Raw genomic sequence first — 21,679 nt, 5'->3', positions numbered from 1 at the left:
GCCTGTTTTACATGGAGCTTATATGTCATTCAGTCGGCGTCAGTTTCTTCAGGCATCGGGAATCGCACTATGTGCAGGCGCGATTCCCTTCAGGGCGAATGCTGCCGGTCAGCAACAGCCGTTGCCTGTTCCGCCGTTGCTGGAGTCCCGTCGCGGGCAGCCGTTGTTTATGACGCTACAGCGAGCGCACTGGTCCTTTACGCAAGGCACGCGCGCGCCGGTCTGGGGAGTGAACGGTCGTTATCTGGGGCCGACAATCCGCGTCTGGAAAGGCGATGACGTTAAACTCATCTATAGCAACCGCCTGGCGGAAAATGTCTCCATGACGGTTGCTGGTTTACTGGTGCCGGGGCCGCTGATGGGGGGCCCGGCGCGTATGATGTCGCCGAACGCGGACTGGGCGCCGGTGTTGCCGATTCGTCAGAGCGCCGCCACGCTGTGGTATCACGCTAACACGCCTAACCGTACCGCGCAGCAGGTGTATAACGGCCTGGCCGGAATGTGGCTGGTCGAGGACGACATCAGTAAAACGCTGCCCATTCCGAACCATTACGGCGTGGATGATTTTCCCGTCATTATCCAGGATAAGCGGCTGGATAACTTTGGGACGCCGGAGTACAGCGAACCGGGAAGCGGTGGTTTTGTCGGCGATACGCTGCTGGTGAACGGCGCGCAAAGCCCCTATGTCGAAGTGTCCCGCGGCTGGGTGCGGTTACGGTTGTTGAACGCCTCGAACTCGCGGCGCTATCAGCTTCAGATGAGCGATGGCCGGGCGCTGCATGTGATTTCAGGCGATCAGGGCTTTTTACCTGCGCCGGTTTCCGTCAAACAGTTGTCACTGGCGCCCGGCGAGCGACGTGAAATCCTGGTTGATATGACCAACGGCGACGAAGTCTCGATCACCTGCGGGGAGGCGGCCAGTATAGTCGATCGGATTCGCGGTTTCTTTGAGCCTTCCAGTATTCTGGTTTCTACCCTGGTGCTGACGTTACGACCAACCGGATTGCTGCCGCTGGTGACCGATAATCTTCCGATGCGTCTGTTGCCGACGGAGATCATGAGCGGCGCGCCTGTCCGCAGCCGGGACATCAGTCTTGGTGACGATCCGGGGATTAACGGCCAACTATGGGATGTGAATCGCATTGATATTACGGCCCAACAAGGCACCTGGGAGCGCTGGACGGTACGCGCCGATATGCCGCAGTCGTTCCATATTGAGGGCGTCTCTTTCCTGATTCGTAACGTCAACGGCGCTATGCCGTTCCCGGAAGATAGAGGCTGGAAAGATACCGTCTGGGTGGATGGGCAAGTCGAACTGCTGGTCTACTACGGTCAGCCGTCCTGGCCGCACTTCCCGTTCTATTTCAATAGCCAGACGCTGGAAATGGCCGACCGCGGCTCGATTGGGCAAATGCTGGTGAATCCAGCGTCGTAAAGGCGGACCAGTGATATTCGATGATAATCAGTGAGGAGGGATGGCGGCTGCTGACGTTCTGGATGTTTACTGCAGGCGGCTATCTTATTCTGTTCTTCATTGTTATTTGCCTGGCTTTTTTGTTCCAAACGCCTCGTCGCGTGTTGCTGTGGATTGCTTGGCCACAGATTACGCTGGTTCTTTTGCTATGGTTTGCTGCGGGTGATGAAACGCTTTTCTTCCCGATTGGCGCAGGGTGGATACTGGGGCTTAGTTTATTGCTGGCGCTACTGTTTAGCCACCGATTACGCCAACCACACCACCTTTGGGCCGGGTGCCATGCGGTCGTATTGCTGCTGTTGTTAGCGCACATAGGGGATATTCTCGAGAGGCATCATCGGCGCGATGCCTATCAGGCACAGCAGGCGGCGGAAGAAACGCTGTTACAAAAAATCGATACGACCGATGACCGCTCTTTTTTAAATCATTTGATGTCGCAAGCAATGCAGTCGCAAAACGCATTTCCCCTTTTGATATTGCGGACGGAACTGAAAAAATTTGGTTGGTTTTGGCCATCGACCGGCTTAATCGTCCTGCCGTTGGGGCGTTTGCCTCCTGGTTTATTGGCGATTCTGTACAGGCAAAGCAATATCGGCATCAGCTCTTACAAAACAATCCATTATTGGACCTACTGAATCGTATTTTTAATGATAGTATGGCTGACGAACAAATTTTTCTGCAACAACAACTTTTGGCGCGAGATATTTGTACCAGTTTGATTAGCGTCGTGCCGGAATTATTGACGGACGAACTGTATGCGCAAGCCGTTGCCTTTGATAATAGCAACAAACCGAAACCTTTCTCATGGCAGTTTGAATTCGATGTATTTTATCATCAGAAAAAAATAACGGGCAATAATGAATTTGGGAAACGGATAGAATTTGTTGTTGATGATAATATCCACCGTGCTGGGCAATATATACAATCATCGTATTGGCTATAGTTATTAGTGCGTTTAGCTCGCTGTGTTATCAGAAAATAGAAACGAGAGATTTGAATTCGGTAGTGAGCATGGAAAGTAAGGGTGCTTTATGGTTGAATCATTTGCGTGGATGATGTGGGACTCAGTAATATTGATGAGCGCGTGGGGGATTTATGGCGTCGTATTATTGAGGTTAATTGTCGGTGCATTTGATTCTTTGCGCTATCGGCGGGTTTTCTTGCGTGTTGTTCTTCCGCAGGTGAGCGTTGTTTGTATATTGTGGGGAGGATTATTCTGGATCGATTCAAAAAATATTTATATCGTATATTTATTGATATTAGGATTGCTGCCCTCGATAATAATTGCTATTTTTTCTAGTCGAGAGTCTCCATTTTTTATTCTGGGAACTATCGTGTCCCATACTATTTTTTTGTTCGTTTTCGTTTATGTGATGGACGGCCCGCGATTATGGCATCACATTGGTGAAGACTGGAATAACTATAAAATTACCCGACTGTTTGAGCGCGCGAAGGGGGATGTTCAGGTTTTGCAGGATGCCTCTTGTTATCAATTGGCAAGTGTTTTGACGCTGGCTGCAGAACACCGCGATACACCGGAAAATTTATTGCGTTATCTGGCTAAAATACGAGGTATTTCGCCATTTTTGACAGCGGCAGAATCTTGCCCTGAAGCGGCGATCCCGAATGCCGAATTTCTTTATACGCCATTTGTTACCGCTCTTCGCCAACATAACGTACCGATAGTACGCTTTTTTAGCCAGCAACTGGTGGGCGAGACATCTTCCGCCAGAGAGAATCGCAACATTGTCGCTCGTAAAGAAAATCCACTGCTGACGCTTTATAAATCTAACTATATATCACAGTATCGCGAGCAGTACAGGCTAGAAATTAGTCATCTATTGCTGAATATTATGCCAGAACTGTTGAATGATGCTGTCTATATTTATCCCATTATCCAACGTAACACCGAGTTGGTTGCTTATTTTTGGCAGAAACATCCGCCCACTATTCCTCTACGCAGGCTCGAAGCGATGGTGTTGTTAGCCAAAACGGAACCGCTAATGAGCGAGGTAACCCATAATCCAGAAATATTGATCACACCGCCGATTGAGAGGTGGGATCGTGAAAACCTGCTCACTTTCATACTGAGCAATGGCAATCTGGTAATGATTCAGTCGCTTATTGATGCAAACGTAGTGGACTGGAAACGAGCAATGGAAGACGGAAATAATGAGCCTCTGCATCAGGCCATATTGCGACTGCGTGGTGGAGCGTTAGAGAACGCATTGCTGATACAGATCATTAAGGCGATGCAAGCGCAGAAAGCGTTATCCAACGAGCAAATCGCCCACTATCTTCCCTGGACACCGACGTTTCCTGCCGCTTTTTTACAGGCTGGGCTTTCCTGTGAGCAATTGCGTGAGGTGTTGAATGCTTCAGTGGCGGGGGGCGAACAAGCACGAAACGATACGCGGCAACGGCTGAATGCGCTATGTCCAGTCGCGAAGTGACTAAAGGAATAGTAAATGGATTATATTAATCGATGGCTTGGCTCTGAACTGCTGATGTTTTGTATTCTACCGTGGGGGTATGCCGCTGCGGTGGCATCACTGCTGATCCTGATGTTTTCCAAAAAACGCAGCCGACAGATTTTGCTGTGGGTATTACTACCACAGTGGGCAGTCGTGGTATTGCTGTTACTCACGTTGCAGTACACCCAGTTGTTGAGCCAAACAGGCACGGTATGGATGTTGATGCTCCTGTTGCCGATTCTGAGTTGGGCGGGCTTGCTGCCCGCGCTGCTGCTGGGAGCCTGGCTGCGCAAGCCGTGTGCCATATTGTGTTCATTGGGGTGCTGTGCCCGGTGATGCCGGAGCTGTGGCGTGCTATTAGCCATCAATGGCAACAGCAAAATATTGCGCAGTTGCTCAGACAGGTTCAGGCAGGCGACTTGGGTCAGTTAGAGAGCATTCATGATAACAGTATGTTGGAACAGACACTGGTTCAGGCGGTAAAAGCGCCAGGCATATCAGAAAAAAACTTGCGCGCTCTGACTGCACGTGTGGCATCGCCTTTTAGTGTTTCGCGGGAAGATGGCTATTTCGTCAATGCGCCATTTTTTGCAGCTTTTGAGAGTGGCAATATCACTGCGGTGCGTATTTTTAGCGAGCAGCTCACGGGCGACTCTCAGCAGGCGCAGGCAAATCGCACCATCGTACGGCAGCAAAATCCGTTGGAATATCTCCCCACGCCCCATTTTAAGCCTGAGGGATTTCGCCAGACTTTTTTTGAGATGGCCGACGTTCTACTACGGGTCATGCCCGATCTCCTCACCGATGAAGCCTATTCGGGGGCGATACAGCTTCAGGATAAAGAGACTCTGGCCTTTTTCTGGCAGCGGCGTGAAGCGCAAAATCCGCTGTATCGCGCATATTATTTCTTGTTGCAGGGGCAAACTAAAGCGCTGCTTGCCCAGATAAAACTGACGCCGCAGGTGCTGGGACAATCACTTTATCCGAATAAAAATCTGCTGGCGTCGCTGTTTAGTGATGCGGATGGCGAGACGCTGCGTGCGTTGGTGAAAGGGCAGATGCTGAACTGGCAGCACATCCCTCAGGATAAGTTGACGGACGGCTGGAATTTCCTGATTTCACGCACATTGCATACAGCCTCGAAAGAGGACGCGCTGCCGCCGGATATTCTGGCGGGGATACTGCAAAGTATGCAACAGCAACATACGGCGTTGCCGGAAGCCCTTATTGTAGCCAGCCTTGATTACCAGGATGAAATACATAGCCTGATGACTGCCTACCGGATGGCTTGGTTGGACTGTAACAAGCTTAACGCAATGATCGATAAGGTGTATCCACCAGAAGATACGCGGCGTACCAATGCGTGTATAAAATTAGCACAGCAGTGCGCCGATTTAGACTGATATGCCGTGCTCTGATAATTGAAATTACATTGATTGTTAATAGAAATACAGGGAGTGGTAAATAATGAAAAAATGTTTTTTATTTATATTTGTGTGCCTGTTTATCTTCTCAGCTAATGCGGAACTAAAATTCCGCCCTGAGTTCGAAAATAAAAAAATCTATTTTCAGGACAAGGTCACAGACTACACACTAAATGACTTTACCTTTTTCGGTGACAGTCGCGAACCCTTTTATGGCAGCGAAAACGATGATTATACCGCCACTGCAGATGAGTGGCTCGGATTTTACGCTGAGTTGCCCGACGTTCGAAAATGGCAGCGCGTGGTTCCTGACGATTTTTCTACGATGAGTGGCGCGCCGTGGTGTGATATCCAGTTTTTTGAACAAGAGAATGACCATTCGGTGATTACTGGAAGTGAACATATGCGCTGTATCGATTTTCTCGTGACGCCTAAAAGAAAAGGGCTCATTCCTATGGGGACAAAGGGAACGCTGATGGATTACGGCAGCTATCTTGCTTTCGCACCGCAGATAGAGCACATCACGCTGGAAGGCCGATTTCCTGAAGCCTCGCGGACCTGGCTTCCTGTAAGAAGCGTGCAAACCAGGGCAACCTCGATAGCCGATCTTAAAATTATGCTTAATGAGATTTATGCTCGCCACGGTTATATTTTCAGACCGGGCGGTGAGATGGATCGGTACTTCCGACAGCAGCCGTGGTATCGCCCACGCTATGCGAACGTTGATTACCTAATTACCAAGACAGAGCATCGTAATATCAAACTCCTCAAAGAGCTGCTTTCTCCTGAGTCACAGCGTAAAAAGGCGCTGTATATTCAGAACACAACCGATTTTTGTGAGGCGCTGAAAGCGAATAATATCAAATATGTCATGGACAATACGGCAGAATACCTTACGACTGGCGCAGATCAGCCAATCAATTTAGAAAAAGTATGGCAAAAATACAGAGACTTAATGATCAATGGCGGCGGAAACTGTCAACGCGATATCGAGAGCTATAAGCGCTACTCCTTTTTATACAGCGAACCTTTAGGTATTTATTACAATTCCACTTTTGAGTTTGATGAAAAGAAAGGGAAATATGTTCTCACTTATGTGAACTTTGATTCTTCCTGCAACAAAGAGGGTGACACGATTGAACTGGAAGGTATGATGGTCAAACGCGAGCACGTCATTGAAGATAACCAAGGCCAACACTCGGATAAAGATCTCGAATTAAAAACAATAAACCTTCAGTGTGTGGCAGGGGCCATGATGGACCAACCTGACTGGGATCGCTATGTCCAGCTCATTCTTCCTCCTGAAAAATACAATTATTATCAACGGTTTATAGGGGAGAGAATCACCCTGCGAGGGAAAGTCATGATTGCAGAATCCATGTATCATGTCACGCCGGTACTGTTGAATTTGCTCGAAGAACAAAATCCTATTATCAAAGTAGCAGATATGCCTGCTCGTCCATAAGTACGATAACCGGCGGGGCAGGCAATCGGCCCCGCTACAGAGTGCTGCCTCACCAATCAATTCGATTTCTCTTCCATTCCGGCTTATAATCCCCGACCTTTGATTATTTTTTTGCCAATTTTTTGGAAGCATTATGAGCGCTATCTCCCTGATCCAACCGGATCGCGACCTTTTCTCCTGGCCGCAGTACTGGGCCGCCTGCTTTGGGCCGGCGCCGTTTTTGCCGATGTCACGTGAAGAGATGGATCAACTTGGCTGGGATAGCTGCGACATCATTCTGGTAACCGGCGACGCCTATGTCGACCATCCGAGCTTCGGCATGGCGATTTGCGGTCGTATGCTGGAAGCGCAGGGCTTCCGCGTGGGGATCATCGCCCAGCCGGACTGGAACAGCAAAGACGACTTTATGCGTCTGGGTAAACCGAACCTGTTCTTCGGCGTGACCGCTGGCAACATGGACTCGATGATCAACCGTTACACCGCCGATCGTAAGCTGCGCCACGATGACGCCTACACCCCGGATAACGTCGCGGGCAAACGCCCGGACCGCGCCACGCTGGTCTATACCCAGCGTTGCAAAGAAGCATGGAAAGACGTCCCGGTGATCCTCGGCGGCATTGAGGCCAGTCTGCGTCGTACCGCGCATTACGACTACTGGTCTGATACTGTGCGTCGTTCAGTGTTAGTCGATTCCAAAGCCGACATGCTGATGTTTGGCAACGGCGAGCGTCCGCTGGTGGAAGTGGCGCACCGTCTGGCAATGGGCGAAACCATCGATCAGATTCGCGACGTGCGTAACACTGCGATTATGGTTAAAGAAGCTCTGCCTGGCTGGAGCGGCGTCGACTCCACTCGTCTGGACACGCCGGGTAAAATCGATCCAATTCCCCATCCCTATGGCGAGGATCTGCCGTGCGCGGATAACAAGCCGGTCGCGCCGAAAAAGCAGGAAGCTAAAGCGATTACCGTGCAGCCGCCGCGTCCGAAGCCGTGGGAAAAAACCTATATCCTGCTGCCATCCTTTGAAAAGGTGAAAGGCGACAAGGTGCTGTACGCCCATGCGTCGCGTATTCTGCATCACGAAACTAACCCTGGCTGCGCGCGGGCGCTGATGCAAAAACACGGCGACCGCTATGTCTGGATCAACCCACCCGCCATACCGCTCTCCACTGAAGAGATGGATAGCGTGTTTGCGCTGCCGTATCAGCGTGTGCCGCACCCGGCTTACGGCAATGCCCGTATTCCGGCCTATGAGATGATCCGCTTTTCGATCAATATCATGCGCGGCTGCTTTGGCGGCTGCTCTTTCTGCTCGATCACTGAACATGAAGGGCGCATCATTCAGAGCCGCTCGGAAGACTCTATCATCAACGAGATCGAAGCGATCCGCGACACGGTGCCGGGGTTTACCGGCGTGATCTCCGATCTGGGCGGTCCTACCGCGAACATGTATATGCTGCGCTGTAAGTCGCCGCGTGCGGAGCAGACCTGTCGTCGCCTGTCATGCGTCTATCCGGATATCTGTCCGCATATGGATACTGACCATACGCCGACGATCAATCTTTATCGCCGCGCCCGTGAGCTGAAAGGCATTAAGAAAATCTTAATTGCCTCCGGCGTGCGCTACGACATCGCTGTAGAAGATCCTCGCTACATTAAAGAGCTGGCAAGCCATCATGTGGGCGGCTATCTGAAGATTGCGCCGGAGCATACTGAAGAAGGTCCGTTGTCGAAAATGATGAAGCCGGGTATGGGCAGCTACGATCGCTTTAAAGAGTTATTTGACCTTTACTCTAAACAGGCCGGAAAAGAGCAGTATCTGATCCCGTATTTTATCTCCGCACATCCGGGCACGCGGGACGAGGATATGGTGAATCTGGCGCTGTGGCTCAAGCGCCACCGCTTCCGTCTGGATCAGGTGCAGAACTTCTACCCGTCGCCGTTGGCGAATTCGACCACCATGTATTACACCGGCAAAAACCCGCTGGGTAAAATTGGTTATAAGAGTGAAGATGTGGTGGTGCCGAAGGGAGACAGGCAACGTCGCCTGCATAAGGCACTGCTGCGTTATCACGATCCGGCGAACTGGCCGCTGATTCGCCAGGCGCTGGAAGCGATGGGGAAAAAGCATTTGATTGGCGGTCGCCGTGAGTGTCTGGTGCCTGCGCCGACCATTGAAGAGATGCGCGAAGCGCGTCGCCAGAACCGCAACACGCGCTCGGCGTTGACCAAACATACGCCAGTGGAACATCAGCGGCAGGGGCTTGCCGCTAATAAGAAGCGCGGGAAAGGCGCGGGGCGTTAATTACCTTTGAATCTGTTGCTTCTGGAAGCTAATATTTCCGGAAGTAACAGATATCTAAATATATTGTGTCGGTCTTTAGTAATTGCTAAATTACGGGGGGCTTTATATTTTATTTCAATGTTATTGATTGTATAAATTAATTATATATTACCTTAATGATTAAGGCATGATGCTTTTATACAGCCCCAGAGGAGGGGATATCATGGGTATGATTATTATTCCCTGTTTTATCGTAATTGCTATAATAGCTGTTGTTATATTCATAATGGCTATTAAAGCATGTAGTATGGAAAAACGTGAAGACAGGCAAATGACTCTTGCAGGGATAATTTTAATGGGTGTTATTGCCGCTATTCCTGGATGGTTTTTGTACGAAATATTTAGCCACGCGCCGTAATATTTAACCTACCAGGGTTGATATATTAAAATAGATAAGAAGTATATAATCTAAGGTATAATGCCTGATGGCGCAGCGCTTATCAGGTCTATGAATAGCACAGTTTTGTAGGCCGGATAAGGTGCTTACACCGCCATCCGGCAGAAGTGCTCCGTATTTATGCCTCACGAATTCTGGCCGCCAGCGCGGCCAGTTTTTCATCATCCGCCCGTTCATGATCGTGTGACGACAGATATCCTTCATACTGTTCGAAAAATTTATTCTGCCGCGATTCAATCGGTTTCCAGTGGGTTAAATCGCCAGTACCGTGCATGGGGCTTAATTTACTGTGCACATGGTCTACGCCGAAACCTTCGAAGAACATTCCCGTACGACTGACATCCGGGAAAGCCTTATCCAGTTTCTTAGCCACTTTTTGGGTCGCCAGCATCAGGTCCGCTAACGCCTGCGGTGGTAGATCGAACGCGTAGCTGGGGTAATGTTTTTTCGGGATCACTACGGTAAACCCATCGGTATTCGGAAAAATCGACAAAAAAGCCAGGTGATGCTCATCTTCCCAAACTTTATGACAAGGTGCTTTACCTTCAACTATTTGACAGAAAATGCAGGTCATTCCATTTCTCCGTTAACCGAGGGCTTATCGATGCGTTAAGCGTTTAATACAACCCTAACACTTTCCACCATGCGAGGCCGACTGTCAAAAAGACCGCCTGATTAAAGAGGCTGATAATAAATCCCGTTCGCCACCAGACGCCCGTCGGTACATAGCCGGCGCCAAAAAGAATGGGGCCGCGTGCGTGGGTATACTGCGTAAGAGAGCAGTACAGGCTGCTGGTAAACGCCAGCATAAGCGCCATCGGCGCTGCCGGTATATTCAGATGCAGACCGACACCCAGAAACACCGCATACAGCGCGGCGATTTGCGCGTTGCCGCTGGCGAAAAAATAGTGGGTATAAAAATAGGCTGCGTTAAGCAGCAGCAGGATGATTATCCAACTGGTTCCATGCATCGTACTGCCGATGCTGTCGCCAATCAGGTTGCCAAACCAGCTGGTGAATCCTAGTTTCTTCAACTGGTTAGCCATCATCAGCAGCGCGGCAAACCAAATCAACGTATCCCAGGCGCCTTTTTCGCTTTTAACGTCTTCCCAGGTGAGCACGCCGCTCAGTAATAAAATCGAGAGACCGACAAAAGAGGCCGTCGTGGCATCCACGCCGAGCGTATTGCCAAAAATCCATAGCACCAGCAACACGCCGACGGTTGCCAGCATGAGCCACTCGCCGCGCGTCATACTGCCCATTTGCGCCAGCTCTTTGCGCGCCAAATCCGGCGCATCCGGCGTATGTTTAATTTCCGGACGCGTCAGCCAGTAGACCAGCAGCGGGACGATAAGAAAAGAGACCAGGCAAGGCAGGAGAGCGGCGATAAACCAGCTTCCCCAGCTCAACGTAACGCCGGCGTTCGCCGCCAGTTTTACCGCCAGCAGGTTACCCGTATAACCGGTCATAAACAGTGCGGCGGTGACGTCGTTAACATTGCCAATACAGGTGATCAGAAAGGTGCCGATTTTGCTGCGAGACTCATCTTCCGGATGTGAATCAAAGCTGCGCGCCAGCGAGTCGGCGATCGGGTAAATCACGCCGCCGCAGCGCGCGGTGTTACTGGGCATCGCGGGGGAGAGGATCAGATCGGCAAACGCCAGGCCATAAGCCAGGCCCAGCGTTCGTTTACCTAACAGACGGATCATTTGTAGGGCGATACGCCGACCCAGCCCGGTTTTGATAAACCCACGGGCAATCATAAAGGCGACGACGATAAGCCAGATCAACGAACTGTTAAGCTCGCTCAAGGCCGTGGTAATCGCGCCGCTGGCCGTTTTGTCGCCGGCAGCATAGGCGAGCGCAAAGACGGTGATGCCGATAATACCGACCGCGCCAATAGGCAGCACTTTCGCCACGATAGAGGCGATCGTCGCGACAAAAATAATCGCGGAATGCCAGGCCGGCGCGCTTAACCCGGAAGGGGGCGTTAGCTGCCACAGTCCGGCGGCGATAACCAGAATAAGAATGAATGGGAGCCATTTGACGCCCTGAGATTTTTTTTCCGCCACAATCACACATCCATAAATATTTTATATACATTAAGTAAATTGATAATAATCATGAATAAATATTCACAAAATCAGAATAATTCTGCACTTGTGTGTGGGGGAAATATACTGTTAAATGCGCGTAATTGTTTCTTAATATTTCGAAATGAAAAAAAGCCCGACGACATCGTCGGGCATGGCGTGCGATAAATCCGGCTTAACCGCCGAACTGATCCGGATCGGGGCCGAGGCGTTTGCCTTGATCCAGTTTTGCGATCTCGCCTAATTCATCTTTATCGAGACGGAAATCCCAGACAGCAAAGTTTTCCGCGATACGGGAAGGGGTGACGGATTTCGGAATGACGACCAGCCCGCAGTCCAGATGCCAGCGAATAACAATCTGGGCGGGCGTTTTGCCGTATTTATCCGCCAGTTCGCGAATCACTTTCTGATCGAATACGCCTTCGCCGCCCTGCGCCAGCGGGCTCCAGGACTCGGTCTGGATTTTATGCGTCGCATTCCACGCATGTAGCTGGCGCTGTTGCATCAAGGGGTGAAGCTCGATCTGGTTGATCACAGGGGTAACGCCGGTTTCATCGATCAGACGCTGGAGGTGATGGATCTGAAAGTTACAGACCCCGATACTCTTTACCAGCCCCTCTTTTTGCAGCGCGATCATGCCTTTCCAGGCGTCGACATAGTGATCGATAGCCGGTACGGGCCAGTGCATCAGATAGAGATCGAGATAATCAAGCTGCAGTTTTTTCAGGCTCTCCTGCAGGGCTTCGCGGGGACGTTTTTGATCGTCATTCCACAACTTGGTGGTGATAAACAGCTCTTCCCGCGCTACGCTCGCTGCTTTTAGCGCTTTGCCGACGCCTTCTTCATTCTGATATGCTGTGGCGGTATCAATCGATCGATAGCCCACCTCCAGCGCTTTATGAATCGCCGCGATCACCTCTTCATTGCTTGCTTTCCAGACTCCCAGCCCAAGTTGTGGCATTACGTTGCCATCCTGTAGCCTGATAATGGTTGGATTAGCCATGATGTGTTCCTCTTTTAATTGGCTCGCCGGAGTCGGGTCCGGCGAGACTAAGTGACTTAAGTCTGGACGAAATGGCCAAAAACGAAAGTCAGAGGCGAAAAAACCTTAGCGCGCCGCTTCATAAATCCGACGGCTGACATCCAGCGTAATATCCTGATTTTCACCTAAATTTGTGCATCCATGCGCCTCAAGTTTAGCCAGTAGCGCCGGAATAGTGCTGCCATCCAGACCGTAATCGGACAGACGGGTAGGCACGCCCATCTGTTCAAAGAAACGGCGGGTGGCGGCAATGGCGGCATCAATACGCTCGTCGTCGGAACCGTCGGTGATATTCCATACACGTTCAGCATATTGCAGGAGTTTTGCGCGTTTAACGTCTCGTTTTTCGTTCCATAGCGCAGGCAGAATGATAGCCAGCGTCTGGGCATGATCGAGACCGTGCATCGCGGTAAGCTCATGGCCCAGCATATGCGTCGCCCAGTCCTGCGGAACACCAGCGCCAATCAGGCCATTTAACGCCTGAGTAGCGGCCCACATCACGTTAGCGCGGACGTCATAGTTTTCAGGCTCTTGCAGCGCTTTGGGACCTTCTTCGATCAGTGTGAGTAAAATACCTTCGGCGAAACGATCCTGAATTTTGCCGTTAACCGGGTAAGTGACGTACTGCTCAACGGTATGGACGAAAGCATCCACGACGCCGTTCGCAACCTGGCGCGGCGGCAATGTATAGGTGTAGACCGGGTCCAGTACGGCAAACACCGGTTGCACGAACGAGGAGTGGAAGGCTTGTTTGTCGCCAGTGGTTTTACGGGAAATGACTGCGCCGGCGTTCGATTCTGAGCCGGTTGCCGGTAGGGTCAGCACAGACCCCATCGGGATTGCGCTACGAATCTCAGTACCGCCGGTTTCCAGAATGTGCCACGGATCGACGCCGTCCGTATATTGCGCCGCTGCGGCGATAAATTTGGTGCCGTCCAGTACGGAACCGCCGCCAACGGCCAGCAGAAAGGTAATATTTTCGTCGCGCACAAGCTGCACGGCCTTCATCAGCGTTTCATAGGACGGGTTCGGTTCAATACCGCCAAACTCCCGAACATCCAGTCCTTTTAACGCTTCCTGAACTTGCGCCAGTACGCCGGTCTTTTTCACGCTACCGCCGCCATAGGTAATCAGCACGCGGGCGTCCTGCGGGATCTGATCGCGGAGATCGACGATAGCGCCTTTACCAAACAGAATGCGGGTAGGGGTATGTAATTTGAAATTGTTCATTGCTCATTCCCTTATGTGGGTAAAAAGAGGGCAGGCGGCTGTCTGCCTGATGGCCATCATTGTGGTCTTGTGAGGGATGTCTCTCAATGCACATTTCTGCCAATGTTTTGCCTATTTCTCCAGAATGCTGGAGAAAATCGCTAAAAATGCGCACAATCCAGCGGAGTGGATTTGATGAAAAAATGGCGCGTTATGAATCGTGAAGCAATTTGCTTACAGTTGGCTGATAAAATTAATCATTTAAAAAATAATGATAAAATAATCAGCGAGCAGCTGGCGGGCATTCGTCTGTTGTATGGTGTTGAACCGGGGCCGCGCACGCCGGTCATGTATCAGCCTGGCATCATATTTCTCTTTTCCGGTCATAAAATTGGCTATATTAACAAGCGCAAGTTTCGTTATGACGCTAATGAATATCTCTTACTGACCGTGCCGCTCCCTTTTGAATGCGAGACCTGGGCGACGCCCGAGGTACCGCTGGCCGGTATTCGGCTCGACATTGATGTGCTGCAACTGCAAGAGTTGCTCATGGACATTGGCGAAGATGAGCGTTTCCAGTTGCCGATGGCGGCCAGTGGGATTAACTCCGCCACGCTGTCGGACGAGATTTTATGTGCGGTGGAAAGATTGCTGGATGTGATGGAGCGCCCGCTGGATGCGCGGATTCTGGGAAAACAGATTATTCGCGAAATTCTTTATCATGTGCTGATGGGACCGCGCGGCGGGGCGCTGCTTGCACTGGTTAGTCGCCAGACGCACTTTAGCCTGATCAGTCGCGTACTTAAACAGATCGAAATGAAATACACCGAGAACCTGAATGTTGAGCAACTGGCGGCAGAAGCGAACATGAGCGTGTCGGCGTTTCACCATAATTTTAAGGCGGTCACCAGCACCTCGCCGTTGCAGTATTTAAAAAGCTACCGACTGCATAAAGCGCGAATGATGATGATTCACGACGGTATGAAGGCCAGCGCCGCGGCGATGCGGGTCGGCTATGAGAGCGCATCGCAGTTTAGCCGGGAGTTTAAACGTTATTTTGGCGTTACGCCGGGCGAAGATGCGGCAAGAATGCGGACAATGCAAGGGAGCTAAGTGGGGCATCCCGCCACGGGTCAACGAAGCGTAACCGGGCCATCCTGGCCGATTATGGATACGTCAGGCGTTACAGTATTTCTTTTTAATCACCACGACCAGCGTACCTAACACTCCGGCGACCAGTAGCGCGACGGGAAGGATCATTAAAAATGTCATTACCTGGTCTTCATGGCGCTTAACAAACGGGATCATACTGAGCGCGTAGCCGAAGCTGGTCACGACAGTCACCCACAGCAGGCCGCTTAACCAGTTAAAAAACTGAAACCGGCGGTTGGACAGGCCGGAAATACCCGCCATTGTTGGCAGCAGCGTGCGGACAAACGCCAGAAAGCGCCCGGCAAGCAACGCTAACAAACCGTGACGGTCAAACATGCAGGTAGCGCGCTGATGATATTTTGCCGGAAGCTGCGCCAGCCAGCCTTTGACGGTACGCGTATTACCGAGCCAGCGTCCCTGGATATAACTTAGCCAGCAGCCGAGACTGGCCGCGGTGGTGAGAATGCCAATCGTCGGCAAAAAATGCATTACATCCTGGGCGATCAACGCGCCTGCCAGCAGCAGCAGACTATCGCCGGGTAAGAATGACGCTGGCAGCAGACCGTTTTCTAAAAATAGCGTGGCGAACATGACAAAGTAGACGACGCTAACAACGTGTGGATTCGCCAGCGCGGCAAAATCATGTTGCCAGAGCGCAGCGATAATATCTTGAATGACAGCCATGAACTTTCCTGTGGAACAGCATTTACGCTTTTATCTGCCTATTGTACTCCTGAATCGTCCGGGATGCCTTGATCCCGGACGCAACAAACGCAGACTTTTCCACGGAAATTGTCTGCATATATGTCCATCCCCGGCAACTTTACACAATTCTGGCGAAGCCGGCGGCTAAATCAGCGATCAAATCATCAACACTCTCTAAACCAATATGCACCCGAACCAGCGTACCGGTAAAATCTACGCCGCCTGCGGGACGAATCGCGGCGATCTGTTCCGGCTGATTAGCAATAATCAGCGATTCGTAGCCTCCCCAGGAGTAGGCCATACTGAACAGCGAAAAGTTATCCAGATAGGCTGATAATTCTGCCTCGGTCAGCTTTTTATTGAGCACAAAGGAGAACAGACCGCTGCTGCCTGTAAAGTCTCGTTTCCAGAACGCATGACCTTTGCTACCCGGCAGGGCCGGATGATTAACGCGCGCGACCTGAGGATGGTTCGCCAGCCATGCGGCGATTTTGAGGCTGCTTTCTTGATGCTGGCGCAGTCGGACGCCGAGCGTGCGCAAACCGCGGCTGGTCATATAAGCCGTGTCGGCGTCGAGCATTTGCCCCATCAGATAGGCGTTTTCCCGCAATTGTTCCCAGCAACGCGCATTTGCAACGGCAGTACCGACCATCGCATCAGAATGACCAATCAGATACTTAGTGCCCGCCTGGATAGAGATATCAATATCGAACTCCAGAGCTTTGAACAGAACGCCAGCCGCCCAGGTATTATCAATCATGATGACGGCTTCTGGCGCGACGCGTCTGACCGCACTGACAATGGTCGGAATATCATGTACCTCCATGGTAATGGAACCGGGGGATTCCAGAAATACGACTTTCGTGTTCGGCTGAATATGTTGCGTGATATCAGCGCCGATGAGCGGGTCGAACCAGCTTGTCGTCACGCCCAGTTTGCCGAGAATTTTGCTGCAGAAATCCTGGCTGGGTTCATAGGCTGTGTTGGTCATCAGGATGTGGTCGCCCTGCTCAACGAACGCCAGAATGGTGTTGGCGACCGCCGCCGCGCCGCACGGGAAGAGCGCGCATCCGGCGCCGCCTTCCAGTTCACACATGGCTTCCTGGAGCGAAAAGTGGGTCAGCGTTCCCCGGCGTCCGTAAAATAATTCGCCGTTGGCGCGATTGCGGGTAGCGTGTTTTTTGGCCTCGACGGTGTCAAACACCAGTGAAGAAGCGCGTTGAATCACACTATTCACTGAGCCAAGCGTGTATTTTTTGCTGCGTCCTGCGTTTACCAGTTTGGTATCCAACTGTTTATCCGTCATGTTGCGTTTCCTGATTTTAACCGTCTGGATGTCTAAACTAGCATGAATATAACCATCTGCACCCTGGCGACGTGTGATACAGATGAAAATTTTGCCAAAATAAAAACAGGTGGCTTTTTTAATGCGTAAGCGCAAAGAAAAAGCAGTAAAGGTGCGGCAGTATGTAAATAGTAATGAGAACGACTATCAATTCGACGTCGTTTTGATATTATTATGCTCAGATTTTGTGATTTGCGTCCTGGAGATACAGAGTGGGTAATAATTTGATGCAGACGGATCTCTCCGTCTGGGGTATGTATCAGCACGCCGATATTGTCGTGAAGTGCGTGATGATTGGTCTGATTCTGGCGTCAGTCGTCACCTGGGCTATCTTCTTCAGTAAAAGTGTTGAATTTTTCACTCAAAAGCGCCGCTTAAAGCGCGAACAACTGCAATTAGCCGATGCGCGCTCTTTAGATCAGGCTTCCGACATTGCGGCAGGTTTCAGCGCAAAAAGCCTCAGCGCACAGCTCATCAATGAAGCGCAGAATGAACTGGAACTCTCTCAGGGCAGCGAAGATAACGAAGGGATTAAAGAACGTACCGGCTTTCGTCTGGAACGTCGCGTCGCGGCAGTTGGCCGCTACATGGGACGAGGCAACGGTTATCTGGCGACGATCGGTGCCATTTCCCCCTTCGTCGGGTTGTTTGGCACCGTATGGGGCATTATGAATAGCTTCATCGGTATTGCGCAAACGCAGACCACCAACCTGGCGGTGGTCGCTCCTGGTATTGCGGAAGCGCTGCTGGCGACGGCGATTGGGCTGGTGGCTGCGATCCCGGCGGTTGTCATTTACAACATCTTCGCACGTCAGATAGGCAGTTACAAAGCGACGCTGGGCGACGTGGCGGCGCAGGTATTGCTGCTGCAAAGCCGCGATCTCGATCTGAATGCGAGCGCCAGTGCGCAGCCGGTACGCGCCGCGCAGAAATTACGGGTAGGGTAATGCGTCATGGCAATGCGTCTTAACGAGAACCTGGATGACAACGGCGAAATGCATGAAATCAACGTGACGCCGTTTATCGATGTCATGTTGGTTCTGCTGATTATCTTTATGGTGGCTGCGCCGCTGGCGACGGTGGACGTCAAGGTGAATCTGCCCGCTTCTACCAGTACGCCACAGCCGCGCCCGGAAAAACCGGTTTATCTGTCGGTGAAAGCGGATAACACCATGTTTATCGGTAACGATCCGGTGACGGATGATACGATGATTGCCGAGCTAACGGCCCTGACGGAAGGGAAAAAGGATACTACGATTTTCTTCCGCGCGGATAAAACCGTAGAGTATGAAACCCTGATGAAAGTGATGGATATGCTGCATCAGGCGGGCTATCTCAAGATTGGTCTGGTCGGCGAAGAGACCCCGAAAGCGAAATAAGTATTCTGCTGACGCTGTAGGCCGGGTAAGGCGAAGTCGCCACCCGGCTTTTTTATTGCCTAAGATGGCGCCTTGCTTAACAGAAGTGCGCCATCTTAATCGACTTCATGCGTTAGCCTAAATGTTCCCCGCCGCACACGCCGTGCACTTCTGCGGTAACGTAACTGGATTCCTGGCTTGCCAGATAGACATACACCGGTGCCAGCTCTGCCGGTTGGCCGGCCCGCTTCATTGGCGTCTGCTGACCAAACTGCGGAATTTTATCCTGGGTTTGACCGCCGGAAATTTGCAGCGCTGTCCAGATAGGGCCAGGCGCGACAATATTCACACGAATTCCTTTTTCCGCCACCTGTTTCGCCAGGCCACGGCTGTAATTGAGGATTGCCGCCTTGGTTGCCGCATAATCCAGCAGGTGCGGACTGGGCTGATACGCCTGGATAGACGACGTTGTGATAATACTGGCGCCTTTTGGCAGCAGCGGAATCGCTTCCTGGGTTATCCAGAACAGAGCAAAAACGTTAACGGCGAAGGTTTGCTGAAATTGCTCGCTGGTCAGATCTTTTATCTCCGGGATTGCCGTCTGTTTACCGGCCACCAGCGCCAGAATGTCCAGCCCGCCCAGCGCTTCACGCGCCTTATGGACCAGCGAACGGGCGAAAGATTCGTCGCTAAGATCGCCTGGCAATAACACCGCTTTACGGCCGCACTCCTCAATCAGCGCTTTAACCTGCTGGGCGTCCTCTTCTTCCGCTGGCAGATAGTTGATCGCGACATCTGCGCCTTCACGCGCGTAAGCGATAGCGGCAGCACGCCCAATCCCGGAGTCGCCCCCTGTCACCAGCGCCTTACGATCTTTAAGGCGACCACTGCCGACATAACTTTTTTCACCACAGTCAGGAACAGGCGTCATTTTCGCCTGGACGCCGGGCGCCGGCTGTTTTTGCTTAGGATACTCGCCGGTGTAATACTGCGTGGTAGGGTCGTATAGATGAGACATTGAGCTTCTCCCTTCAGGTTGAACACCCTTTAAGCGTAGACACTTTTACTACCGTAAGAGGGAGAATCAGAACGATCCTTATGCTTCGCCCGTATTCACAACAGAGTTAACTAGCCATGAAGGTTATTTTTCTTGCCGTGCGACGGTGGTGACGTTGCGCGTCCGGTAGTCGCCATCGGAAAGCTTACGCGTCAGACGTAAGGTTGCCGTCTCGCGAGCCAGCAGATGCTGCCAGTCACTTTCAAGACGAGACATAATTTTGTCTCGTAATTCAGGATGCTGCTCGATAATGGCATTGATGGTCGCGCCATAAATCTCCTCTTTGACCTGTAACGCATACATCTCCCGTCGGTTTTGCCACTTCAGGCGTACTAACGCCGCCGGTATGGATACCACCTCCTGCGTTACCTTTTCCAGGGTGGCATTTTTACTGGCGATTAGCGCTGCAAGATTTTGCTTTAAGATAAATTCATCACTTTTATGGTTGTCTAAAGCCAAATAAACGTTATTGTCTTCAACTTCTTTCATCTTTATCTTCCAGTGAATAAAATAGCGGCATATTGGTTTCGCGAGTGATTAAATTAAGCCAAATGGCATTGCCTTTTTCATTTATCATTGCGGTTTTATCCGCCAGTATTTTACTTAGCATTTGGGCATCAATATCGCCTTCTGCCTGTAGTGCGTTTATCAGGCGGGCAAACGTTTCAATTTTAGCCACACAATACAGACGTTCTTTAATATGACGGTCGCGTTCTTCAAATAATACGTTTCTGTGTTGCCCGGCAGCGTTAGCGCTAATTAAAATATCGGGCTCGTAATCGCTGAGTTTTGTCTTTCCCTTAGGCAAATTTTTACTGTTTTCTGTGGCTTCAGGGGGCGGCGATGACAGGCGAAAATGAGAGGAAACCAGATGCTCAGGAAGCATGACTAAATATCCTTTACGATCAGTGGCATACTATTTTTAATAGTGTAGGTTTCGTTGACAATAACATGGTGTAATTTTAAAATCAAAAAAAATGGAGCCTGCTATGAACAGTATTTTTTATTCTGTTATTATATTGCTATTACTGACCGGCGCGATACTCTTCCTGATGTGGGAGGTTAATAAAAAACGTCCTGGTGGAAAAATCGTAAATTTAAATCAAACTGAACCCATGACAAAGGAAGAGGGCGAAGATCATTTTTCAGTATTAATGAATTCGATAACGCCGGTATGGTACTGGCGCGTTAACCATGAATATATCGATTTCCTTCATGCAACGATAAAACGAATGACAATGACTGAGTTGAATGAAACGCCTGGATTATTTGACGCACAGCGTCGTTGCAGCGACCTTAACTCTGCCGTTTATAAGTATTACGACAATATTAAGAAGCGTTGTCTGAACGGAGAAAGGGTGCCGTATTCGGATTTGGACGTCCTGAATTTACGTCAGTGTTTTCGGGAGTTCAGTCTTGAGGCCTACCCGGCATTGGTCGCGCTGGTATGGCCGGAATATCAGCGCCCACAGGTTAAACCGGATGAGATTTAACTGGCATGTTGATCTGATGTTGCATGGTTGAGATATACTGTTGCTGGTTTTAGTTACCTGACAGGTCCCTATGGAACGCTTTCTTGAAAATGTAATGTATGCGTCTCGCTGGCTGCTCGCGCCGGTGTATTTTGGCCTCTCTTTGGCGCTGATCGCTTTAGCGCTAAAATTTTTCCAGGAAATTCTACACGTTCTGCCGAACGTTTTTGCCCTGGCGGAAGCCGATCTGATCCTGGTGCTGTTATCGCTGGTTGATATGACGCTGGTTGGCGGATTGCTGGTAATGGTCATGTTCTCCGGGTATGAAAACTTTGTCTCTCAGCTGGATATCTCTGCGGGCAAGGAGAAGCTGAACTGGCTGGGGAAAATGGATGCGACGTCGCTAAAAAATAAGGTGGCGGCATCGATAGTCGCTATCTCTTCCATTCACCTGTTACGCGTGTTTATGGACGCGAAAAACGTCCCGGATAACAAATTAATGTGGTATGTCATCATCCATCTGACCTTTGTCCTGTCGGCATTCGTGATGGGCTATCTGGACAGATTGACGCGGCATAACCATTGAGCCGCCGTCAACGGCGGGGCAGTCGGGCAAAGGATACTGAGCCCGGCTGTAAAACAGCACTTCTTTAATGGCGGATAACCGT

22 protein-coding genes and 1 pseudogene are annotated in these 21,679 nt (G+C 50.8%); 14 read left to right on the top strand and 9 right to left on the bottom strand.

Annotated elements, in window-relative coordinates:
- Positions 1-22 precede the first annotated feature (22 nt).
- The 9 genes from ftsP (at position 23) to J4645_RS12195 (ending at position 9,539) form a co-directional block, all read left to right on the top strand.
- Entirely contained in the window at positions 23-1,435 is a 1,413-nt protein-coding gene (gene ftsP, locus J4645_RS12225) for a cell division protein FtsP (RefSeq protein ID WP_000010650.1), read from the top strand.
- 20 nt (positions 1,436-1,455) lie between these two features.
- Positions 1,456-2,109, top strand: a complete 654-nt coding sequence (locus J4645_RS12220; RefSeq protein WP_024147042.1) for a hypothetical protein — start codon at positions 1,456-1,458, stop codon at positions 2,107-2,109.
- A 20-nt stretch (positions 2,110-2,129) separates the two neighbouring features.
- On the top strand, positions 2,130-2,417 hold the full coding sequence (locus J4645_RS22250) for a hypothetical protein (RefSeq protein ID WP_133184835.1): 288 nt from the start codon (positions 2,130-2,132) through the stop codon (positions 2,415-2,417).
- Positions 2,418-3,021: 604 nt separating this feature from the next.
- The gene (locus J4645_RS22410) at positions 3,022-3,927 is read left to right on the top strand and encodes a hypothetical protein (protein ID WP_223202024.1); all 906 of its coding nucleotides are present in this window, start codon (positions 3,022-3,024) and stop codon (positions 3,925-3,927) included.
- 15 nt (positions 3,928-3,942) lie between these two features.
- A complete protein-coding gene (locus tag J4645_RS22245) occupies positions 3,943-4,284 on the top strand; it encodes a hypothetical protein (RefSeq protein ID WP_223195475.1) in 342 nt (113 codons plus the stop codon).
- Positions 4,257-5,351, top strand: a complete 1,095-nt coding sequence (locus J4645_RS12210) for a hypothetical protein (RefSeq protein ID WP_223195474.1) — start codon at positions 4,257-4,259, stop codon at positions 5,349-5,351. The genes J4645_RS22245 and J4645_RS12210 overlap by 28 nt, the downstream gene beginning before the upstream one ends.
- A gap of 64 nt (positions 5,352-5,415) precedes the next feature.
- Positions 5,416-6,837 carry a DUF4459 domain-containing protein gene (locus tag J4645_RS12205; protein WP_023214423.1) on the top strand — a complete coding sequence of 474 codons (1,422 nt, stop codon included), beginning with the start codon at positions 5,416-5,418 and terminating at the stop codon, positions 6,835-6,837.
- Between the two features lie 133 nt (positions 6,838-6,970).
- Positions 6,971-9,142: a YgiQ family radical SAM protein gene (locus J4645_RS12200; protein ID WP_001274472.1), complete on the top strand. Its 2,172-nt coding sequence runs from the start codon at positions 6,971-6,973 to the stop codon at positions 9,140-9,142.
- A gap of 202 nt (positions 9,143-9,344) precedes the next feature.
- Positions 9,345-9,539, top strand: a complete 195-nt coding sequence (locus tag J4645_RS12195; RefSeq protein ID WP_000525384.1) for a hypothetical protein — start codon at positions 9,345-9,347, stop codon at positions 9,537-9,539.
- A gap of 157 nt (positions 9,540-9,696) precedes the next feature.
- On the opposite strand, the gene J4645_RS12190 is transcribed toward J4645_RS12195, so the two are convergent.
- From J4645_RS12190 to yqhD, 4 genes and pseudogenes are all read right to left on the bottom strand, one after another.
- Positions 9,697-10,152, bottom strand: a complete 456-nt coding sequence (locus J4645_RS12190; protein ID WP_000128242.1) for an HIT family protein — start codon at positions 10,150-10,152, stop codon at positions 9,697-9,699.
- 43 nt (positions 10,153-10,195) lie between these two features.
- Positions 10,196-11,681 (bottom strand): annotated as a pseudogene (locus J4645_RS12185) (DASS family sodium-coupled anion symporter).
- A 165-nt stretch (positions 11,682-11,846) separates the two neighbouring features.
- The gene (dkgA, locus tag J4645_RS12180) at positions 11,847-12,674 is read right to left on the bottom strand and encodes a 2,5-didehydrogluconate reductase DkgA (RefSeq protein WP_000013100.1); all 828 of its coding nucleotides are present in this window, start codon (positions 12,672-12,674) and stop codon (positions 11,847-11,849) included.
- A 105-nt stretch (positions 12,675-12,779) separates the two neighbouring features.
- Entirely contained in the window at positions 12,780-13,943 is a 1,164-nt protein-coding gene (gene yqhD, locus J4645_RS12175) for an alcohol dehydrogenase (RefSeq protein ID WP_001058722.1), read from the bottom strand.
- A gap of 192 nt (positions 13,944-14,135) precedes the next feature.
- Between yqhD and J4645_RS12170 the strand changes: the two genes are divergently transcribed.
- Positions 14,136-15,035, top strand: a complete 900-nt coding sequence (locus J4645_RS12170) for an AraC family transcriptional regulator (RefSeq protein WP_024133738.1) — start codon at positions 14,136-14,138, stop codon at positions 15,033-15,035.
- 63 nt (positions 15,036-15,098) lie between these two features.
- On the opposite strand, the gene yghB is transcribed toward J4645_RS12170, so the two are convergent.
- Positions 15,099-15,758 (bottom strand): DedA family general envelope maintenance protein YghB, encoded by a 660-nt coding sequence (gene yghB / locus J4645_RS12165; protein ID WP_023214422.1) that lies wholly within the window; start codon positions 15,756-15,758, stop codon positions 15,099-15,101.
- Positions 15,759-15,897: 139 nt separating this feature from the next.
- Positions 15,898-17,085 (bottom strand): cystathionine beta-lyase, encoded by a 1,188-nt coding sequence (gene metC, locus J4645_RS12160; RefSeq protein ID WP_000130270.1) that lies wholly within the window; start codon positions 17,083-17,085, stop codon positions 15,898-15,900.
- Between the two features lie 251 nt (positions 17,086-17,336).
- Between metC and exbB the strand changes: the two genes are divergently transcribed.
- The gene (exbB, locus tag J4645_RS12155; RefSeq protein ID WP_000527859.1) at positions 17,337-18,071 is read left to right on the top strand and encodes a tol-pal system-associated acyl-CoA thioesterase; all 735 of its coding nucleotides are present in this window, start codon (positions 17,337-17,339) and stop codon (positions 18,069-18,071) included.
- 6 nt (positions 18,072-18,077) lie between these two features.
- Complete coding sequence (gene exbD, locus J4645_RS12150) at positions 18,078-18,503, top strand: TonB system transport protein ExbD (RefSeq protein WP_001527939.1); 426 nt, start codon at positions 18,078-18,080, stop codon at positions 18,501-18,503.
- 112 nt (positions 18,504-18,615) lie between these two features.
- Here exbD and J4645_RS12145 read toward each other — a convergent pair whose 3' ends face one another.
- From J4645_RS12145 to J4645_RS12135, 3 genes are all read right to left on the bottom strand, one after another.
- Positions 18,616-19,500 (bottom strand): SDR family oxidoreductase, encoded by an 885-nt coding sequence (locus tag J4645_RS12145; RefSeq protein WP_000019032.1) that lies wholly within the window; start codon positions 19,498-19,500, stop codon positions 18,616-18,618.
- 123 nt (positions 19,501-19,623) lie between these two features.
- Positions 19,624-20,028 carry a hypothetical protein gene (locus J4645_RS12140; protein ID WP_000665657.1) on the bottom strand — a complete coding sequence of 135 codons (405 nt, stop codon included), beginning with the start codon at positions 20,026-20,028 and terminating at the stop codon, positions 19,624-19,626.
- Positions 20,015-20,425, bottom strand: a complete 411-nt coding sequence (locus J4645_RS12135) for a hypothetical protein (RefSeq protein ID WP_000936443.1) — start codon at positions 20,423-20,425, stop codon at positions 20,015-20,017. The genes J4645_RS12140 and J4645_RS12135 overlap by 14 nt, the downstream gene beginning before the upstream one ends.
- Before the next feature lie 103 nt (positions 20,426-20,528).
- Here J4645_RS12135 and J4645_RS12130 point away from each other — a divergent pair, with 103 nt between their 5' ends.
- Both J4645_RS12130 and J4645_RS12125 read left to right on the top strand, forming a co-directional pair.
- Positions 20,529-21,032: a hypothetical protein gene (locus J4645_RS12130; protein WP_001635594.1), complete on the top strand. Its 504-nt coding sequence runs from the start codon at positions 20,529-20,531 to the stop codon at positions 21,030-21,032.
- A gap of 70 nt (positions 21,033-21,102) precedes the next feature.
- Positions 21,103-21,597: a TIGR00645 family protein gene (locus J4645_RS12125; protein WP_000439335.1), complete on the top strand. Its 495-nt coding sequence runs from the start codon at positions 21,103-21,105 to the stop codon at positions 21,595-21,597.
- Positions 21,598-21,679: the final 82 nt, after the last annotated feature.

The sequence above is a fragment of the Salmonella sp. 32082101201600294FB01SM01 genome, assembly GCF_017572865.1.
GTDB classification, from domain to species: Bacteria; Pseudomonadota; Gammaproteobacteria; order Enterobacterales; family Enterobacteriaceae; genus Salmonella; species Salmonella enterica.
The sequence above is the reverse complement of the archived record's forward strand: the minus strand, read 5'-3'. Positions and strand labels throughout refer to the sequence as shown.

Excerpts from the sequence above, each read along its gene's own strand:
- ftsP (WP_000010650.1), top strand. The coding sequence starts at position 23 with ATGTCATTCAGTCGGCGTCAGTTTCTTCAGGCATCGGGAATCGCACTA.
- J4645_RS12220 (WP_024147042.1), top strand. The coding sequence starts at position 1,456 with ATGATAATCAGTGAGGAGGGATGGCGGCTGCTGACGTTCTGGATGTTT.
- J4645_RS22250 (WP_133184835.1), top strand. The coding sequence starts at position 2,130 with ATGGCTGACGAACAAATTTTTCTGCAACAACAACTTTTGGCGCGAGAT.
- J4645_RS22245 (WP_223195475.1), top strand. The coding sequence starts at position 3,943 with ATGGATTATATTAATCGATGGCTTGGCTCTGAACTGCTGATGTTTTGT.
- J4645_RS12205 (WP_023214423.1), top strand. The coding sequence starts at position 5,416 with ATGAAAAAATGTTTTTTATTTATATTTGTGTGCCTGTTTATCTTCTCA.
- J4645_RS12200 (WP_001274472.1), top strand. The coding sequence starts at position 6,971 with ATGAGCGCTATCTCCCTGATCCAACCGGATCGCGACCTTTTCTCCTGG.
- J4645_RS12195 (WP_000525384.1), top strand. The coding sequence starts at position 9,345 with ATGGGTATGATTATTATTCCCTGTTTTATCGTAATTGCTATAATAGCT.
- J4645_RS12190 (WP_000128242.1), bottom strand. The coding sequence starts at position 10,152 with ATGACCTGCATTTTCTGTCAAATAGTTGAAGGTAAAGCACCTTGTCAT.
- dkgA (WP_000013100.1), bottom strand. The coding sequence starts at position 12,674 with ATGGCTAATCCAACCATTATCAGGCTACAGGATGGCAACGTAATGCCA.
- yqhD (WP_001058722.1), bottom strand. The coding sequence starts at position 13,943 with ATGAACAATTTCAAATTACATACCCCTACCCGCATTCTGTTTGGTAAA.
- J4645_RS12170 (WP_024133738.1), top strand. The coding sequence starts at position 14,136 with ATGAATCGTGAAGCAATTTGCTTACAGTTGGCTGATAAAATTAATCAT.
- yghB (WP_023214422.1), bottom strand. The coding sequence starts at position 15,758 with ATGGCTGTCATTCAAGATATTATCGCTGCGCTCTGGCAACATGATTTT.
- metC (WP_000130270.1), bottom strand. The coding sequence starts at position 17,085 with ATGACGGATAAACAGTTGGATACCAAACTGGTAAACGCAGGACGCAGC.
- exbD (WP_001527939.1), top strand. The coding sequence starts at position 18,078 with ATGGCAATGCGTCTTAACGAGAACCTGGATGACAACGGCGAAATGCAT.
- J4645_RS12145 (WP_000019032.1), bottom strand. The coding sequence starts at position 19,500 with ATGTCTCATCTATACGACCCTACCACGCAGTATTACACCGGCGAGTAT.
- J4645_RS12140 (WP_000665657.1), bottom strand. The coding sequence starts at position 20,028 with ATGAAAGAAGTTGAAGACAATAACGTTTATTTGGCTTTAGACAACCAT.
- J4645_RS12135 (WP_000936443.1), bottom strand. The coding sequence starts at position 20,425 with ATGCTTCCTGAGCATCTGGTTTCCTCTCATTTTCGCCTGTCATCGCCG.
- J4645_RS12130 (WP_001635594.1), top strand. The coding sequence starts at position 20,529 with ATGAACAGTATTTTTTATTCTGTTATTATATTGCTATTACTGACCGGC.
- J4645_RS12125 (WP_000439335.1), top strand. The coding sequence starts at position 21,103 with ATGGAACGCTTTCTTGAAAATGTAATGTATGCGTCTCGCTGGCTGCTC.